Consider the following 17,656-nt stretch of genomic DNA (forward strand, 5'->3'; position numbering starts at 1 on the left):
ACGTTGACTATTCGGATCGTGATTCGACACGGGATCGCAAGTACTGCTCGCAAGAGCGTGGAAAGCGTGGTCGTGGAGGAGATCGGTTCGGGCACGTTGTTGGGTCCTGAGGGAACGGGCCCGGCCCTACTAGCCAGTCGTGGCTGGTGGGGCTGGTCTGTTGTCTCGGGAAGGTTCCGATCCTCGGATGATCCATGAACCGCCGGTGTTTGCCGGTAGGCGTCGGTCGTTGAGTCCGTGGGAATCGGTTGTTGTTTGAGAACTGCACAGTGGACGCGAGCATCTGTGGCCAAGTTGTTAAGGGCGCACGGTGGATGCCTAGGTACCAGGAACCGATGAAGGACGTGGGAGGCCGCGATAGGCCCCGGGGAGCTGTCAACCGAGCTGTGATCCGGGGGTGTCCGAATGGGGAAACCCGGCAGTCGTCATGGGCTGTCACCCGCACCTGAATATATAGGGTGTGTGGAGGGAACGCGGGGAAGTGAAACATCTCAGTACCCGCAGGAAGAGAAAACAACCGTGATTCCGAGAGTAGTGGCGAGCGAAATCGGATGAGGCTAAACCGGTCACGTGTGATACCCGGCAGGGGTTGCGTGATCGGGGTCGTGGGAGTGTGCTTGATCGGTCTGCCGGCCGGTCGGCGAGTCAGAAACCGTATGTGTAGTCGAAGGACATGCGAAAGGTCCGGCGTAGAGGGTAAGACCCCCGTAGACGAAACATGTACGGCTTGCTTGCGCATTTCCCAAGTAGCACGGGGCCCGAGAAATCCCGTGTGAATCCGGCGGGACCACCCGCCAAGCCTAAATATTCCCTGGTGACCGATAGCGGACTAGTACCGTGAGGGAAAGGTGAAAAGTACCCCGGGAGGGGAGTGAAATAGTACCTGAAACCGTGTGCCTACAAGCCGTGGGAGCGTCGTCATCCGCGCTTGTCGTGTGGTGGCCGTGACTGCGTGCCTTTTGAAGAATGAGCCTGCGAGTTTGCGGTGTGTGGCGAGGTTAACCCGTGTGGGGTAGCCGTAGCGAAAGCGAGTCCGAACAGGGCGATTGAGTCGCGCGCCCAAGACCCGAAGCGGAGTGATCTAGCCATGGGCAGGGTGAAGCGCGGGTAAGACCGTGTGGAGGCCCGAACCCACCAGGGTTGAAAACCTGGGGGATGACCTGTGGTTAGGGGTGAAAGGCCAATCAAACTCCGTGATAGCTGGTTCTCCCCGAAATGCATTTAGGTGCAGCGTCGTGTGTTTCTTGCCGGAGGTAGAGCACTGGATTGTTGATGGGCCTCACCAGGTTACTGAGATAAGCCAAACTCCGAATGCCGGTAAGTGAGAGCGCGGCAGTGAGACTGCGGGGGATAAGCTCCGTGGTCGAGAGGGAAACAGCCCAGAGCACCGACTAAGGCCCCCAAGCGTGCGCTAAGTGGGAAAGGATGTGGAGTCGCAGAGACAACCAGGAGGTTGGCTTAGAAGCAGCCACCCTTGAAAGAGTGCGTAATAGCTCACTGGTCAAGTGATTCCGCGCCGATAATGTAGCGGGGCTCAAGCGCACCGCCGAAGTCGTGTCATTCGTATGTTAGCCAAGCCTTCGTGGTTCAGGTGTACGGATGGGTAGGGGAGCGTCGTGCAGCGAGTGAAGTCGCGGTGGAAACCAGTGGTGGACGCTGCACGAGTGAGAATGCAGGCATGAGTAGCGAATCACACGTGGGAAACGTGTGCGCCGGATGACCAAGGGTTCCTGGGGCAGGCTAATCCGCCCAGGGTAAGTCGGGACCTAAGGCGAGGCCGACAGGCGTAGTCGATGGACAACGGGTTGATATTCCCGTACCCGCTACGATGCGCCAGCGCTGAACCTCGTGATGTTAAGGCCGTGAAGCCGCCGGGATCCTTCGGGTGATCGGATGGGTGGAGCCGCCGAACCAATCGGGTAGTAGGTGAGCGATGGGGTGACGCAGGAAGGTAGTCCAGCCCGGGCGGTGGTAGTCCCGGGGTAAGGGTGTAGGGCGTCGTGTAGGCAAATCCGCACGACATATAGCCTGAGACCTGATGCCGACCCGATTGTGGGGAAGTGGATGATCCTATGCTGCCGAGAAAAGCCTCTAGCGAGTGTCGTGGCGGCCCGTACCCCAAACCGACTCAGGTGGTCAGGTAGAGAATACCAAGGCGTTCGGGTGAACTGTGGTTAAGGAACTCGGCAAAATGCCCCCGTAACTTCGGGAGAAGGGGGGCCATTGTTGGTGATCCCTCTTGCAGGGTGAGCTGGTGGTGGCCGCAGAGACCAGCGAGAAGCGACTGTTTACTAAAAACACAGGTCCGTGCGAAGTCGTAAGACGATGTATACGGACTGACGCCTGCCCGGTGCTGGAACGTTAAGGGGACCGGTTAGCTCTTCGGGGCGAGGCTGAGAACTTAAGCGCCAGTAAACGGCGGTGGTAACTATAACCATCCTAAGGTAGCGAAATTCCTTGTCGGGTAAGTTCCGACCTGCACGAATGGCGTAACGACTTCTCGACTGTCTCAACCACAGGCCCGGTGAAATTGCACTACGAGTAAAGATGCTCGTTTCGCGCAGCAGGACGGAAAGACCCCGGGACCTTTACTATAGTTTGATATTGGTGTTCGGTTCGGCTTGTGTAGGATAGGTGGGAGACTGTGAAGGGGACACGCCAGTGTTCGTGGAGTCGTCGTTGAAATACCACTCTGGTCGTGCTGGATGTCTAACCTGGGTCCGTGATCCGGATCAGGGACAGTGTCTGATGGGTAGTTTAACTGGGGCGGTTGCCTCCTAAAGGGTAACGGAGGCGCCCAAAGGTTCCCTCATCCTGGTTGGCAATCAGGTGTCGAGTGTAAGTGCACAAGGGAGCTTGACTGTGAGACCGACGGGTCGAGCAGGTGCGAAAGCAGGGACTAGTGATCCGGCGGTGGCTTGTGGAAGCGCCGTCGCTCAACGGATAAAAGGTACCCCGGGGATAACAGGCTGATCTTCCCCAAGAGTCCATATCGACGGGATGGTTTGGCACCTCGATGTCGGCTCGTCGCATCCTGGGGCTGGAGTAGGTCCCAAGGGTTGGGCTGTTCGCCCATTAAAGCGGTACGCGAGCTGGGTTTAGAACGTCGTGAGACAGTTCGGTCCCTATCCGCTGTGCGCGTAGGAGTCTTGAGAAGGGCTGTCCCTAGTACGAGAGGACCGGGACGGACGAACCTCTGGTGTGCCAGTTGTTCTGCCAAGGGCATGGCTGGTTGGCTACGTTCGGGAGGGATAACCGCTGAAAGCATCTAAGCGGGAAGCTTGCTTCGAGATGAGGACTCCGACCAGCTTCGGTTGGGTAAGGCCCCCGAGAGACGATCGGGTTGATAGGCCGGGTGTGGAAGCCCTGTGAGGGGTGGAGCTGACCGGTACTAATAGGCCGAGGACTTGTCCTCAGTTGCTACGCGTCCACTGTGTGGTTCCCGAACCGCAATCGGTTTCGGGGAACCTGTTTGATAATTGAATCACCGCATGTGATTTCTGGTTCACCGAGTAGCCCTGTTTTGTGGGTTCGATGGTTTTCCGGTGGTCTTGGCGGAGAGGAAACGCCCGGTCTCATTCCGAACCCGGAAGCTAAGCTCTCCAGCGCCGATGGTACTGCACTCGAAGGGGTGTGGGAGAGTAGGACGCCGCCGGAATTTACGTGTGAAAGGCCCGTCCCGAAAGGGGCGGGCCTTTTGCGTTTTCCGGATGCCGTTTCCATTTCCGGCGGGCGTTGCACTTTTGGCTGCGGGTGGCCGGTGCGGGGCCGGTCAGAGTCGATGATGGGCCGCCGCCGGCGTGCGGGGCTCCGAGGCCGGGGGCTTTCGGCGAGGCGATGTGTTGCTCGGCGAAAACCGGCCGGCAGCAGGGCTGAGAGGGGGCTCGGGGCGAGTCCGCCGGGGAGGCTTCCCGAGTGGGTCGCGTGCTTTCGGCCGGGGTTGCGCTTGTGGTTGCGTGGGCTGGTCCGGGGCTGGTCTGAGTCGGTGGTGGGCCGCCGCCGGCGTGCGGGGCTCCAAGACCGGGGCTTCCGGCGAGACGGGCGCCCTGCTCACCGAAAACCGGCCGGCAGCAGGGGCGGGTGGGTGCTCGGGTCGAGTCCGCCGAGGAGCCTTCCCGAGTGGGTCGGGCGTTCCCGGCGCGCGTTGCGCTCTTGGCTGCGGCCAGCTGGTGCGGGGCTGGTCAGAGTCGGCGGGTGGGCCGCCGCCGGCGTGCGGGGCTCCGAGACCCGGGCCTCGCGACGAGGCGGGCGCCGTGCTCACCGGAAAACCGGGCTGGCAGCAGCGGGGAGGGAGGGGGGTCGGGTCGAGTCCGCCGGGGAGGCTTCCCGAGTGGGTCGGGCGGGGCATTTCGAGCTGCGGTGGACGTGTGGGCGGCGAGAGTTCACGAAACCGGATGGCGTGGGGTGGCGTGGCCTCGGTGTGAGGGAAAACCGCAGGTCAGTGCGGAGTGGGAGGGTTTGAGGCGTCTCGGGATCCGGTTTCGGCGCCCGCTGGGCACTTTCGGTCTCCTCGACGGCCTCTGTGGGGTTGCAGCGCCGGAAGTCGGCTGCGAGTGGGCGGTTCTGGTCTCTACAGCGGCGTTGAGGAGGTCGGAGCGCACGAAACCGGCACTCGACGCCCGACTTTCCGCCCCGACACCACAAAACCGCAGGTCATCGAAGCTCGAAGCCCACACCCACCCGCCGAGATCCGGTTTCGAACCCCCACCTCTCCTCAACGCCCCCAACCCACTCGGGAAGGCTCGCCGGCGGACTCGACCCGAGCACCCACCCGCTCTCCGCTGCCGGCCGGTTTTCGCCGAGCGAGGCGCCCGTCTTGCCGGGAACCCTCCGTCTTGGAGCCCCGCACGCCGGCGGCGGCCCACCACCGACTCTGACCGGCCCCGCACCGGCCACCCGTAGCCGAAGGCGCAACGCACGCCGGAAGCACTCGACCCACCCGGGAAGGCTCACCGGCGGACTCGACCCGAGCCCCCACCCGCTCCCTCGCTGCCAGCCCGGTTTTCCGGCGAGCAAGGCGCCCGTCTCGTCGGGAACCCTCCGTCTCGGAGCCCCGCACGCTGGCGGCGGCCCACCTGCCGACTCTGACCAGCCCCGGACCGGACAGCCGCAACCAGAAGCGCAACGCGCGCCGGGAACGCCCGACCCACCCGGGAAGGCCCGCCAGCGGACTCGACCCGAGCCCCCACCCGCTCCCTCGCTGCCGGCCCGGTTTTCCGGTGAGCAAGGCGCCCGCCTCGTCGGGAGCTTCGGGTCTTGGAGCCCCGCACGCTGGCGGCGGCCCACCACCGACTCTGACCGGCCCCGCACCTGCCACCCGCAGCCCAAAGCGCAACGCGCTCCGGAAGCGCTCGACCCACCCGGGAAGGCTCCTCGGCCGTCTCGGCCGTTTTGGGGTCAGGTGGCGGTCGTGCTGTCGGTGATTGTGGCGGTGAGTTCGCGGGCTTGGTGGTGGGCGCCGGCCATGGATGCCTCGTGCTTCGGCAGCAGGACGGTCAGGGCCGGGGCGTGGGGCACCATCGTCAGTTCGGGGATGACGGGGATGACGGTGGTGACGTCGAGGCCGGGCATGTCCTCGTGGCCGAGCACGGATTCGAGGGTGGGCACGACGCAGTCCAGGCCGTGCTTGGGCGCGCCGGGACCGTAGCCGCCGCCGCGCGCCGAAATCACCACGGCCGGAACTCGAACCCCAGCCCCTCGTCGTTGGCGTACTGCACTACGCGGTGCAGGTCGAAGGTGTTGGCACTGAGACGATCCAGCGTGAACCCGAGGCCCTCCTCGTGGGCGATCGCCTGGATCCCGCGCTCTGCCGCGATCAACCGGGCGGCGGTTCCGCCGTGGGCCTACAAAAGGCACTTTCAAGTGCGTGAGCACTCGCTGCGATCCGGTTTCGGACCCCAACTCCTCCGAGAGCGCGCCCAAAACGCCCCGACCCACCCGGGAAGGCTCCTCGGCGGACCCGACCGAATCGGGGCTCGGGGGCGTGCGGCCGGGGTCGTACCCTCGTAGAGCCAGGCGGGGTTCGGATTTCGGGTCGGGTACGGGAAGGCGGGTCGGTGGGCGACGTGAGGTGGGGCGTTGACGAGGTGGCTGGGTCCGAGGTTGCCGGTGTGCCCGAGGCGGCCCATGGGTCCAAGGCGACCTACGGGTCCGACGCGGCCTACGGGTCCGAGGTGGCCGGGTTGTTCGGGCCGGGCTCCGTTACCTGGCAGTTGCATGCGGATCCGGTGATGTGGGTGGCCGGGGTGCGGGCGCTTTACCTGCAGGCGTTGCATCCTCGGGCGGTGCGGGCCGTGGTGCAGAACTCGGACTTTCGGAAGGACCCCTGGGGGCGGCTGTTCCGGACGGCGGACTTCGTCGGGGTGACCACCTATGGGACACGGGTCGAGGCGGAGCGGGCCGGGACCCGGGTGCGGCGGATTCATGCCGGGTTGCGGGCCGTTGACCCCGTCACGGGGGAGAAGTACCGCATAGACGACCCGGAGTTGCTGCGCTGGATACATTGCGCCGAGGTGGGGTCCTACCTCTCCGTGGCCCGGCAGGCCGGGTTCCCGTTCACCGACGCGCTCGCCGATCGCTACGTCGACGAGCAGCGTCGTTCGGCCGAACTGGTCGGGCTCGCCGCGGACGACGTGCCCGGGTCTTCGGCCGACCTCGATCGTTACTTCGACGGGATTCGGCCCGAGCTCGCCATGTCGGACGAGGCACAGGACGTGTTCGACTTCCTGCGGCGACCGCCGGTGCCGTTGATGTTGGTGCTCGGCCGCGAGGTGTTGTGGCGGCAGGTCGCCGAGTTGGCGTACGCCGCGTTGCCCGACTGGGCCAAGGAGCTGTACGGCACGCGTGGTCTGCCGTCGGTGGTGGCTCGGCCCGGGCTCAAGGCGCTGCGTCGGGTCGTCGGGGCCGCGACGCCCGTGATTCGTGCGGTGTACCCGTCGCCGCACATCAGAGGGGCGATGGAACGGCTCGGTCCGGAGGTTCAGCCGTCGCCCGACCGGCTGCCGAAGCTCGGTTCCGGCGACTGAGGTTCCCGATTTCCCGGGTCCCGGGCCCCTGCCACGGCCGGGCTTCGTCAGGAATCAGTAAGGCACCCTTTCTTTCTGGGCCTGCTCCCGTCACAATGTCAGACATTGTCAAGTAACCGGGCAGCTCGAAGGGAACCGCACGTGGCGAACGGCTTCTGGGCCCATGCGCAGGCCAATCCGGACCGGCTCGCGCTGGTGGATCCCGATGGCGCCGAGTGGACCGCGGGGGAGTTGGCCGCCGCGTCGAACCGGCTCGTGCACGGTCTGCGGGCGGCCGGGCTGGGGACGGGCGACGTGTTCGCCGCGATCCTGCCGAACTGTGCCGAGTACATCGTGGCCTACATGGCGGCGGCGCAGGCCGGGATGTACCTGGTGCCGGTCAACAATCACCTCGTCGGTCCCGAGATCGCCTGGATCCTCGCCGACAGCGAAGCCAAGGTGCTGATCGGGCACGAGCGCTTCGCGGGCACGATCGTGGCCGCAGCCGACGAGGCCGGGGTGCCGGCGGCGGCGCGGTTCGCCGTCGGGGCGGTGCCGGGCTTTCGGGCGTTCGCGGAGCTGAGCGAGGGGCAGTCGGCCGAACCGCCGACCGAGCGCAGCGTGGGCGTGACGATGAACTACACCTCGGGTACCACCGGCCGCCCCCGCGGCGTGCGTCGGCCGCTGTCCGGGGGTTCGCCCGAAGAGGCCCGCTACGGCGGCACGTTGCTGATCTACGGCGTCAAGCCGTACGACGACAACGTGCACCTGGTCGGCTCGCCGCTCTACCACACCGCCGTGCTCCAGCACGCGCAGCAGTCGCTGCACATCGGCCACGCCGTGGTGCTGATGGACAAGTGGCGGCCCGAAGAGATGTTGCGGCTCATCGACCGCTACCGCGTCACCACCACGCACATGGTGCCGACCCAGTTCCACCGGCTCCTGCAACTGCCCGAGGAGACGCGAGCCAAGTACGACGTGTCGTCCCTGCGGCACGCCGTGCACGGCGCCGCGCCCTGCCCCGAGCACGTCAAGCGGGCGATGATCGAGTGGTGGGGGCCGTGCGTCGAGGAGTACTACGCCGCCAGCGAGGGCGGCGGCACGTTCTGCTCCGCGCAGGAGTGGCTGGATCGGCCCGGGACGGTCGGCAAGGCCTGGCCGATCAGCGAGATCGGCATCTTCGACGACGACGGCAACCGGCTGCCGGCCGGCGAGGTCGGCACCGTGTACATGCTCATGCGGGCCGGGACGTTCAAGTACCACCGCGACGACGAGAAGACCCGCAAGGGCCGGATCGGCGACTGGTTCACCGTCGGCGACGTGGGCCTGCTCGACGAGGACGGCTACCTGTACCTGCGCGATCGCAAGATCGACATGATCATCTCCGGTGGTCAGAACATCTATCCCGCCGAGATCGAGGGCGCGCTGCTGCGGCACCCGGCCGTCGGCGACGCGGCGGTGTTCGGCATCCCGCACGAGGACTGGGGCGAGGAGGTCAAGGCCGTCGTCGAGGCCAACGAGGGCTTCGCGGCTGGTCCCGCCCTGGCCGAGGAACTGCTCGAGTTCTGTGCCGGTCAGGTGGCCGGCTACAAGCGGCCCCGGAGCGTGGACTTCGTCGAGACGATGCCGCGCGATCCGAATGGGAAGTTGCAGAAGCGGCGACTTCGGGATCCCTATTGGGAGGGGCGCGAGCGGGCGGTCTGAGCCGAGATACGAATACACCGCCCGGGAAATCCCGGGCGGTGTATTCGGCGTTTCATTTTCGTGCCACGAACCTTTCGGGTCGCGGCGACGGCAGTAGTGGGTCTATCCGGAAGTGGAAGCGGAAGGGGAGTCGGAAGCGGAAGCGGAAGCGGAATTGCTTTCCTCCGGTGCCGACGCGATCGCCAGCGCCCATTGCAGGTCCGGCTTTCCCGTCGGTGTGCGCTGGGTCTGTTCGACCACGCGCATCACCCTGGGCACCTTGTAACCGGCGATCTTCGTTCGGCAGTGCTCCTGGATCGCTGCCAGGCTCGGGGTGCGGCCCTCGCGGGGCTGGACGACGACCGCGACCGTCTGGCCCCAGCGCGGGTCCGGGATGCCGACCACGATCGCGTCGTAGACCTCGGGGTGGGCCTTGACCGCGCCCTCGACCTCCTCGGTGAAGATCTTCTCGCCGCCCGAGTTGATCGTCGCCGAGCCGCGGCCGAGCAGGGTGATCCGGCCGTCGCCCTCCAGTCGGGCGTAGTCCCCCGGGACCACGTAGCGGGTGCCGTCGGGGCCGGTGCGGAAGACCTCGGCCGTCTTGACCGGGTCGCCCAGGTAGCCCTGCGGGATGTTGCCCTTGCGGCCCAGGCGGCCGATCACGCCGGCGGGCAGCGGGTTCAGGTCCTCGTCGAGCACGACCGAGTCGGGGACCGCCTTGACGGTGATCCCGCTCTGCTGCTCGGTCTGGCCCTTGACGGCGACGCCGACCCCGTTGGCGCCGGATTCGGAGGCGCCGATCGCGTCGCTGACCACGATCCCCAGGCGCTCCATGAACTCCTCCTTCAGCGACGGCGAGAACAGCGCCGCGCTGGAGGACAGGGCGAACAGGGCGGACAGGTCGTACGCCGCGTGCCCGTCGCGCGGTTCGTCCAGGGCCTCCAGGAGCGGCCGGGCCATCGCGTCGCCGGTGATCAGGACGACGTTGACCTTCTCCGCCTCGACCCGCTCCCACACGCTGTGCGCGTCGAACTTGTCGATGAGCACCACGCGGTGCCCCTTGGACAGGTTCTGCAGCACCCCCCACTGGGTGGCCCCGTGCATCAGCGGTGCGATCGGGAAGGTGGTCATCTGCCCGTTGCGGCCCTTCTCGACCATTTCCTCGGGCCGCGAGATGCGCTGCCCGTTGGTGGGATCGATGCCGCCGCCGAGGGCGAAGATGACGTCCTCCTGACGCCACACCACACCCTTGGGCAGACCGGTGGTGCCGCCGGTGAACAGCAGGTACAGGTCGTCGCCGGAGCGCGGGCCGAAGTCGCGGGCGGGGGAGCCGGCCGCCAGCGCGTCCTCGTAGCGCAGCGCGCCCAGGGACTCCGCGGTGACCGGGTCGGCGGCGTCACCCTCGGTGCCGTCCTCGACCACGAGCAGGTGGCGCAGCGAGGGGACCTTGGGCGCGACCTCGGCGACCCGCCCGGTGAATTGGCGCTGGAAGACCATGGCGACGGGCTTCGCCTGGTCGAGGAGGTAGGCCAGCTCGTCCGCGACATAACGGAAATTCACATTGATGCAGACGGCTCGGATCTTGTAGATCGCGAGCATCGCCTCCGCCCATTCGATGATGTTGAAGGCGTAGACCGCGACATGGTCGCCCGGCCGGACCCCGGAGTCCTGAAGGTGGTGGGCGAGGCGATTCGCCCGTTCCTCCAGAAGGGCATATGTACGGCGTTCACCGTTCGCGACGATCGCCTCGCGTTCGGGGTATTCCCCGGCCGCGCGCTCGAAGAGGTCGGCAAGGTTGAATTCCATGGGCGGAGCGTAAGGCGTGGGCCGGTCGATATTCCAGAGGCAATATCGTTTGGATGCCCTCGGGAAACTGTGATGCCCGCGACCGTCGCCAACACTTGACTGTGGCAAAGATATGAGCCGGCGGCGCCGCGCGGGCCGCCCAGGCTCGCGCCGCGACCGCCGCGGGCGCGGGCTCAGCGCTTCGCGTACTCCCGCAGCCGCGGTCGCGCGCTCGCCAGGACCAGGACCACGCACACCCCGAGGACCCCGATCGGCACCCACGGCCAGCCGGTCAGCGCGTCGGCGGCATTGTTCGTGCGGTTCTCGAAGTCGGTGTGTTCCGCCTCCGCGGCCACGGCCAGCGCGGTCTGGTAGTCGTAGAAGTCGAAGGCCAGGTTGCCGCGGCCGACGTTGGTGGCCAGCCCGACGGCGACATCCAGCCGGCCCCCGGCGACCGCCGCCCGCAGTGCCTGATCGTCGCGCCTGAAGGCCTCCAGGCGGGTGGCGACCTGCCGGTTCGGCACGGCCTTGTCGAGCTCGACCGACTTGTCCTTGAAGGCTTGGCCGTACGCCCGGGCGCGTTCGGGCAGGATCACGAACCGGCTCTCGTCCGCGTTGGCCTCCGACGCCGTCGCCCGGGCCCGGGCCAGCGTCAGGAACGGATCGAACGCCTGAGTCTCCGCGTCGCGCAGCCGGGACGCGTGGTCGGTGAACAGGACGGCGGCCGTGCCGGTGAGCGCGGCCACCGCGATGGTCACCGCGGCCAGCCCCGGCACCACCACCCGGCGGAAGCGGCGGGCCCACCAGACCTGGCCGACGACCAGGATCACCACGAGCACCAGGCCGACGAGCCCGATCGCCAGCGCCGCCCAGCGCGCGTGCGTACGGTCCGCGTCCGCGTCGGCGGCCAGCTTCTCGCCGGCGCCGCGGCCGAGCGCCTCGGCGGCCGGCAGCAGTTCGTCGTGCAGGAGGGAGGTGGCGTTCACGAAGTAGTTGAGGGCGACGACCGGCGGGCGGGCGATGGCGCGGTTCTCGACCTGATCGTCCTCCAGGCGGGCCTGCGCGACGTACGCGTCGTACTTGCCGAGCCCGTCGATCAGCGCTTGCACGGTCCGCGAGGAGGCGCCGCCCGCGGCGAGCTTCTGGATGTTCTCGGTGACGGAGGCGCGCCGCTGGCGCATCTGCCGCAGCGCCAGTTGCCGGTTGCCGATCTGCTCGTCGGAGCCGACCAGGAGCACGTTGGCCACCTGCGCGTCCAGATCGGCGAGCGCGAAGTACAGGTCGGCGGCGGCCCGCGCGCGGGGGGCCGAGGTGTGCGCGACCTCGTCGAGGCCGGACCTGGCGTTGCCGGTGCCGACCGCGATCCCGGCGGCGAGTACGACGATGCCGGTCAGGACCAGCGCCACGAACCCGTACAGCCGCGCCGGCACCGCCCCCACCGGCCGCAGCCCCCGGGGCAGCCGCAGCGGTATTCGGGCCACCGCCCCGTCCGAACTCGGCGCAACCGGCGCGACCTGCGTTGGCGAGGGCACATACGCGGGGGCCGGGGGCGCAGGCGGGGCAGTCGATGCAGCCATGACGAAACGGTAGGCACGGGCTGAGAAGGCCCAACGGGAAAACGATGGCGCGGACACGAAAATCACGTGAACATCCGTGTGCTCGAGGGGCGTTCGAGCGATTCCGACGGATCCCCACGACCCCTTCGGAGCCCGACGGTCCGCCCGACCCCCTCGCCCCCTCGACTCTCGCGCCCCCGCGTGCCGCCCGGGTCCCCGCACCCTCCGGCCCCGGTCCCGGGGTCCCCGGTTCCCCGGCGTGCTCGGGGTGTTCGGGGTGCTCGGGCCCCCGGAGCGCTCGGACCCCCGGGGTCCCCGGGCCCCGGGTCTCCGGGTTCCTCGGGTCCGCGGGGTGCTCGGGCCCCGGGGTGCTCGGGCCCGGGGTGCTCGGGCCCGGAGTGCTCGGCCCCGGTTCCTCGGGCCCCGGGTCTTTGGGTTCCTCGGGTCCGTGAGGTGCTCGGGCCGCCGGGTCCTCGGGTTCTCGGGTCCGGGGGCTGCTCGGGCCCCTGGTTCCTCGGGTACTCGGGTTCCTCGGTTCCTCGGTTCCTCGGGCCCTCGGGTGCTCAGGTGCTCGGGTGCTCGGGTTGCTCAGCCCCCCGGTTCTTCGGATCCGCGGGTGCCTGCGGTGCTTCGTGCCTCGAGTTGCTCGATTCCCCGGGTTCCTCCGTTCTCCCGGCATCGTGGGTTGGGGTCTCCGCGCCGCCCTGCGGGATCCGGGGCCCGAGTACCTCCGACTCCTCGGTTCCCTGAGCCCTGGCTCTCGGATTCTCGGTTGTCCAGTCCCGGCCCCCGGCTCTGCGGCCCCTGGTTCCCAGGTTCCGTGGCCCCCAATTCCCAGGTTCCCTGCCCACGGGCCGCCAGCCCCCTGGCCCCGCCGATCCCCCGTCCTCCCGGCTCCGGCTCCGGCTCGGGCTCGGGCTCGGGCTTCGGCTTCGGCTCGGGCTCGGGCTTCGGCTCCGGCTCCGGCTCGGGCTTCGGCTCGGGCTTCGGCTCGGGCTTCGGCTCGGGCTTCGGCTCGGGCTTCGGCTCCGGCTCGGGCTTCGGCTCCGGCTCCGGCTCCGGCTCCGGCTTCGGCTCGGGCTTCGGCTCGGGCTTCGGCTCCGGCTCCGGTCCCGGCTCCGGCCCCGCCGACCCCAACCCGACCCCAACCCCGACCCGGCCCCAACCCCGCCTCGTCCCCGAGTCCGACCCCCGCCCGACCCCTCGGCTCCGCCGGCTGCGCTTCGGGGGCTTTCGGGGGCTTTCGGCGCGCCGCGTCGCTCCGTTGCTCCGCCGGCGTGCGCTCCGCCGGCGTGCGTTTTGCGCGGTTGCGCGCCCCGTCCCGAGCGTGCGCGTGACTGACGCTTGGTCAGCCCTCGGTTGCGCCCAGTTGTGTCACCCACGCGGATGAACCGTGCGGCGTGTGCCGGCTATGCCCCCCGTTAACCGCTTTGGTGACGGGCGGATTCGCACTGCGAAGGGCTGTTGCGGAGCAGTCTTTGGCATGTAGCGTTGTCCGCGGTTGCAGCAGTAGATGTAGTTCCCTCGCACGTCCAACGCCTGCGGACATCAACGGCCGTGGGCGTTTTTCGCTCCTCACAGCGAGGGCATCCCGGGGTAACGCGGGGAGTGGGACCACTCGACGGTTCGCGACCCGGGCATCACGAGGTGTGGTGTCCGTGGGTTACGTGAAGGAATCAAGACATGGCCACCGGTACGGTCAAGTGGTTCAACGCCGACAAGGGCTACGGCTTCATCTCGCAGGACGACGGCGGCGCTGACGTCTTCGTCCACTTCTCCGCCATCCAGACGAACGGCTACCGTTCGCTGGAGGAGAACCAGCGCGTGGAGTTCGAGGTCACGCAGGGTCAGAAGGGCCCGCAGGCCGAGATGGTTCGCCCGCTCTGAATCGGTCCCGCGGCTCCGGCAACGGACCGCAGACCTAGCAAGGCCCGCGCCCGTGCAGGGTGCGGGCCTTGGGGCTTTTCCGGCGCCGATTCCCGGCGGGTACGGTGCCCCGCCCCGCTCGATGCCGCAACGGCCCGGCTGCCCGAAGCCGCCCCGCCGCAACCGGCGCGCGTGCGGCGGTGGGTGTGGCCGGCGGCACGGTAGGGGGCCACTAGCATGTCTGTATGGGTTTCCTGCGCCGCCGCCCCCCGTCCGGGCCGGATTTCGACGTTCTCGCCATCCCGTTCGGTGACTGGCCCGGTTCCGTGGTCGTGGCCATGTTGCCCGGGGAGGACGGCAGTTGCCAGGGGATCTTCGTCCGCTACGACCTGCTGGCCAACCGCGGCCCCGCGATGTTGATCGGCAACCTGCCGCCCGGCTCGCCCGCGCGGGAGGAAGGCGTCGGCCGGATCGAGGCCCAGCAACTCGTCGCCGCCCTCGGCCACGAGGAGATGCCGGAGGAGTTGTCCACCGAGGACACCCCGATCATGCTCGGCGACGACCTGCTGATCGTGCGCAAGGTCAAGTACGCCGAGGGTCGGCTCGCCTGCGTGGAGTTCGACCGCAGCGACAACGTCCTGGTGCGCATCGTGACCTGGGACCGCCCGATCACCGACGACGTCTTCCAACTCCTCAAGCCGATCGACGCGGACACCTTCGGCGGCTGAGGCCGCAGGGTCGCGGGCTCGCGGGGCGGGCAGCACCGCGCACCGCGAGCCGCCCGCGCTACCGGGTGCCGATCGCCGCGCGCACCGCTCGGCGGACCATCCCGCAGTCGTCGTGCAGCCGGCGCAACAACCGGCGCTGCTCCTCGCCGACCGGGCCCACGTCGTTGAGCCGGATCTCCCGGACCAGCACCAGCATCAGATTGACCAGGAACGCGTCGCGCGCGAGCGAGCCGGACTGCTGGGCGGTCTGGATCAACTGCCGGCGGGTCATCGGATCCCGGGCCAGCAGAGTCCACAACACGGCCAGGTCGTAGCCGGGCAGGTGGTAGCCGGACGACTCCCAGTCGACCAGCGCCGCGCCCTGCGCGGTCAGCAGCACGTTGGACAACACCGCGTCGCCGTGGCAGAACTGCGCGGGCACCCGGCTGAGGCCGCGAAGCAGCTGGGCCAGGTCGCCGGCGTCGCGATCGGTGAGCAGGCCCAGCTTGTGGTACCGGTCGACCCGGGCCGGGTAGTCGAACGCGAGCGGGAACGACCCGGGCGGGGGCTTCCACCGGTTCAGGGTGGCGAACGTGTGCAGGACGGCGCGTACATCGGCCCGGGCCAGCGCGGTGCCCGGATGGCGCTCGTTGGCCGCCGGCCGGCCGGCCACGTGTTCCATCACCAGGATGCGCCGCTCGGGATCGGCGGCGATCAGCCTGGGCACCCGCACCGGCGGCCGCTGGCGGGTGAAGGTGCGATACGCGTTGACCTCGTGCCGGAAACGCTGGAGCCAGTGCGGCGAGGGGTCGGTCAGGTACTTCACCACGACCGGGCCGCGCCCGACCGAGCCGGACAGCAACAACGAGCGCGGCGTGCGCCGCAGCACCGCTCCGGCGGTGAAGCCGGGACACACCCGCGCGGCGAGCGCGGCGACCGCCTCCGGACTCGGACCCTGTTGCAACATGCGAGGTACTCCCGGGCCCGCTCCACCGGCGGCCACGGCCGCGCCGGTCGCGACCGCGGCGTTCGCCGAGATCGCCGTGTTCGACGCCGCCACCGTGCCGGCGGGTGCCGAACCACCGGTGGGCATACGCCTGTTCGGCCCGGGAATGCCCGGTCGTGAGGCGGCGGATCCTGGGGTGGTCGAGCGGCCCGGGGTGGTGGACGTCGTGGATGACATGTAAACCTTCCTGCGCTGCCGAGGGTCGGATCCGGCCGCGCGACGGGTGGGGGCCCACGTGCCGGATCCACCATCCACAACACTCCCGAATCCGGGTGGTGATCCACGTGGCGCACCCTGGCGAACCCTGGCGAATCGGAGCCGGCTGCTCCGGACCCGGCTAGCCTCGGTGCGGCAGGCGGCCTCCCGAGGACGCTTTCGAGCCACGGTCCCCACATCAACGGGCGGTTTGCAATGCGCCGGGAACCCAACACCAAACTGGTGGACCTCTTCGCCCTGACCGGGTGGTCCAAGGGCGAACTCGCCCGGCTCGTCAACCGGCGGGCCGCCGCGATGGGCCATCCCCAGCTTGCCACGGACACCTCCAGGGTCCGGCGCTGGCTGGAGGATGGCGAGCGTCCGCGCGACCCGGTTCCCCGGGTCCTGGCCGCCCTTTTCACCGAGCGGCTCGGGCGTGTGGTCACCTCCGAGGACCTCGGCCTCACCGGCCGCCCCCGGCACAACGCGCAGGTCGTCCAGGAGGACCTGCCGTGGAGTACGGACCGTACGGTGACCGCGCTGACCGAGTTCACCGGCATGGACCTGATGCTCAACCGGCACGGCTTCACCGGCGGCGGGTTCGCGCTGGTCGCCGGTCCGGCACTGGTGGCCAACTTCGATCGTTGGCTCAGCCCGGGGCTCGGGGTGCCCAACCCGCGCGGCGCGCCCGCCGATCCGGTGTCCTACGGCCTCGCGGACGCCGGCCCGATCGGCGCCGAGGAGGTCACCGCGCTGGAGAACGCGGTCACGGTCTTTCGCACCTGGGACGCGGATCGCGGCGGCGGGCTGCAACGCAAGGCGGTGATCGGCCAGTTGAACGAGGTCGGCAATCTGCTGACCTATCCCAACCCGCTGCCGGTCACCCGCCGGCTGTGGCACGTGGCGGCCAACCTCGCCGCGCTGGCCGGCTGGATGTCGCACGACGTGGGACTCGACCCCACCGCGCAGAACTACTTCGTGATCGCGGCGCACGCGGCCCGGGAGGCGGGCGATCTCCCACGCGCGGCCGAGGCGTTGTCGCGCGCGGCGCGGCAGATGGTGCATCTGGAGCGCCCGGCCGACGCGCTCGCGCTGATCGAACTGGCGCAGCGCACGGCGGGCGATCGGGCGGGCGCGACCACCCGCGCGATGTTCCACACCGTGGAGGCGTGGGCGCAGGCCGCGCTCGGCCGGGCCGCGGACTGTCGGCGCACGCTGGGTCGGGCCGAGGCCGAGTTCGGCCGGTCGCGCCCGGAGCAGGACCCGGACTGGGTGGCCTTCTTCGACTCGGCCGACCTGCACGGCATGCAGGCGCTGGTGTACCGCACGCTGGCCGAGGTGGACCCGACGGCGGCCGGACGCGCGCAGGAACACGCGGAGAAGGCCCTGGAGTTGCGCACCAGGGGCCACGAGCGAGCGAAGACCTTCGATCTGATCTCGCTGGCCTCGGCATGCCTTCTGGACGGCCAACCGGACCGGGGTGCGCACCACGCCCGGCTCGCGGTCCGCGCGGCCGGCGAGGTCAGCTCCAAGCGCACCTGGGACCGCCTGGAGGTGCTGCGCAAACTCACCGACCGCTACCGCGACGTCCCCGAGGTACACGCGCTCCGCCGAGAGCTCGCCGAAGGCACCTGAACGCCACCCACCACCACCCGGCCGGCCACCGATCGGTCGACCGCCCTCGAACGGTCACCCCACACCGCTCGACGAGCCGTCACCCGACGCGCGCCCGTCACCGCACGGCGGGTGTCACCCGGCGGGTGGCCGTCACCGCGCGGGGCCGTCACACAGCGGCGGCCGACCCGCACGGTCGACGCCCCGAAGACCGACGGCCACCGCCCGCCCCCCCGCACG

At 68.9% G+C, this 17,656-nt stretch carries 11 protein-coding genes and 2 rRNA genes; 8 read left to right on the top strand and 5 right to left on the bottom strand.

Annotated features, from left to right (window positions below; all coding sequences use genetic code 11):
* Positions 1-287: 287 nt before the first annotated feature.
* A 23S ribosomal RNA gene (locus ACMXN5_RS27105) occupies positions 288-3,415 on the top strand.
* 126 nt (positions 3,416-3,541) lie between these two features.
* Positions 3,542-3,658, top strand: a 5S ribosomal RNA gene (gene rrf / locus ACMXN5_RS27110).
* A 1,739-nt stretch (positions 3,659-5,397) separates the two neighbouring features.
* On the opposite strand, the gene ACMXN5_RS27115 is transcribed toward rrf, so the two are convergent.
* Both ACMXN5_RS27115 and ACMXN5_RS27120 read right to left on the bottom strand, forming a co-directional pair.
* Entirely contained in the window at positions 5,398-5,673 is a 276-nt protein-coding gene (locus tag ACMXN5_RS27115) for a hypothetical protein (RefSeq protein WP_439677421.1), read from the bottom strand.
* Positions 5,667-5,819: a hypothetical protein gene (locus tag ACMXN5_RS27120; protein ID WP_439677422.1), complete on the bottom strand. Its 153-nt coding sequence runs from the start codon at positions 5,817-5,819 to the stop codon at positions 5,667-5,669. The genes ACMXN5_RS27115 and ACMXN5_RS27120 overlap by 7 nt, the downstream gene beginning before the upstream one ends.
* Positions 5,820-6,173: 354 nt before the next feature.
* Between ACMXN5_RS27120 and ACMXN5_RS27125 the strand changes: the two genes are divergently transcribed.
* Positions 6,174-7,025 (top strand): oxygenase MpaB family protein, encoded by an 852-nt coding sequence (locus ACMXN5_RS27125; RefSeq protein ID WP_439678090.1) that lies wholly within the window; start codon positions 6,174-6,176, stop codon positions 7,023-7,025.
* A gap of 141 nt (positions 7,026-7,166) precedes the next feature.
* Positions 7,167-8,708 carry an acyl-CoA synthetase gene (locus ACMXN5_RS27130; protein WP_439677423.1) on the top strand — a complete coding sequence of 514 codons (1,542 nt, stop codon included), beginning with the start codon at positions 7,167-7,169 and terminating at the stop codon, positions 8,706-8,708.
* Between the two features lie 102 nt (positions 8,709-8,810).
* Here the strand turns inward: ACMXN5_RS27130 and ACMXN5_RS27135 are convergent, their stop codons facing one another.
* Both ACMXN5_RS27135 and ACMXN5_RS27140 read right to left on the bottom strand, forming a co-directional pair.
* Entirely contained in the window at positions 8,811-10,493 is a 1,683-nt protein-coding gene (locus tag ACMXN5_RS27135) for an acyl-CoA synthetase (protein WP_439677424.1), read from the bottom strand.
* A gap of 173 nt (positions 10,494-10,666) precedes the next feature.
* Positions 10,667-12,049: a hypothetical protein gene (locus ACMXN5_RS27140; protein ID WP_439677425.1), complete on the bottom strand. Its 1,383-nt coding sequence runs from the start codon at positions 12,047-12,049 to the stop codon at positions 10,667-10,669.
* Positions 12,050-13,711: 1,662 nt separating this feature from the next.
* Between ACMXN5_RS27140 and cspE the strand changes: the two genes are divergently transcribed.
* Positions 13,712-13,915 (top strand): transcription antiterminator/RNA stability regulator CspE, encoded by a 204-nt coding sequence (gene cspE, locus ACMXN5_RS27145; RefSeq protein ID WP_020557813.1) that lies wholly within the window; start codon positions 13,712-13,714, stop codon positions 13,913-13,915.
* A 224-nt stretch (positions 13,916-14,139) separates the two neighbouring features.
* The gene (locus ACMXN5_RS27150) at positions 14,140-14,622 is read left to right on the top strand and encodes a hypothetical protein (protein WP_126643306.1); all 483 of its coding nucleotides are present in this window, start codon (positions 14,140-14,142) and stop codon (positions 14,620-14,622) included.
* Between the two features lie 58 nt (positions 14,623-14,680).
* On the opposite strand, the gene ACMXN5_RS27155 is transcribed toward ACMXN5_RS27150, so the two are convergent.
* On the bottom strand, positions 14,681-15,568 hold the full coding sequence (locus ACMXN5_RS27155; protein WP_439677426.1) for an aminoglycoside phosphotransferase family protein: 888 nt from the start codon (positions 15,566-15,568) through the stop codon (positions 14,681-14,683).
* On the opposite strand from ACMXN5_RS27155, the gene ACMXN5_RS27160 reads away from it, so the two are divergent.
* The gene (locus tag ACMXN5_RS27160) at positions 15,567-15,788 is read left to right on the top strand and encodes a hypothetical protein (protein ID WP_143657823.1); all 222 of its coding nucleotides are present in this window, start codon (positions 15,567-15,569) and stop codon (positions 15,786-15,788) included. The genes ACMXN5_RS27155 and ACMXN5_RS27160 overlap by 2 nt on opposite strands.
* Positions 15,789-16,018: 230 nt before the next feature.
* The gene (locus tag ACMXN5_RS27165; protein WP_439677427.1) at positions 16,019-17,437 is read left to right on the top strand and encodes a DNA-binding protein NsdB; all 1,419 of its coding nucleotides are present in this window, start codon (positions 16,019-16,021) and stop codon (positions 17,435-17,437) included.
* Positions 17,438-17,656 lie beyond the last annotated feature (219 nt).

It is taken from the genome of Embleya australiensis, from assembly GCF_051903075.1.
GTDB lineage: Bacteria > Actinomycetota > Actinomycetes > Streptomycetales > Streptomycetaceae > Embleya.

Bases quoted from the DNA above. Each gene is read 5' to 3' on its own strand.
- ACMXN5_RS27135 (WP_439677424.1), bottom strand. From the start codon at position 10,493: ATGGAATTCAACCTTGCCGACCTCTTCGAGCGCGCGGCCGGGGAATAC.
- ACMXN5_RS27140 (WP_439677425.1), bottom strand. From the start codon at position 12,049: ATGGCTGCATCGACTGCCCCGCCTGCGCCCCCGGCCCCCGCGTATGTG.
- cspE (WP_020557813.1), top strand. From the start codon at position 13,712: ATGGCCACCGGTACGGTCAAGTGGTTCAACGCCGACAAGGGCTACGGC.
- ACMXN5_RS27150 (WP_126643306.1), top strand. From the start codon at position 14,140: ATGGGTTTCCTGCGCCGCCGCCCCCCGTCCGGGCCGGATTTCGACGTT.
- ACMXN5_RS27160 (WP_143657823.1), top strand. From the start codon at position 15,567: ATGCGAGGTACTCCCGGGCCCGCTCCACCGGCGGCCACGGCCGCGCCG.
- ACMXN5_RS27155 (WP_439677426.1), bottom strand. From the start codon at position 15,568: ATGTTGCAACAGGGTCCGAGTCCGGAGGCGGTCGCCGCGCTCGCCGCG.
- ACMXN5_RS27165 (WP_439677427.1), top strand. From the start codon at position 16,019: ATGCGCCGGGAACCCAACACCAAACTGGTGGACCTCTTCGCCCTGACC.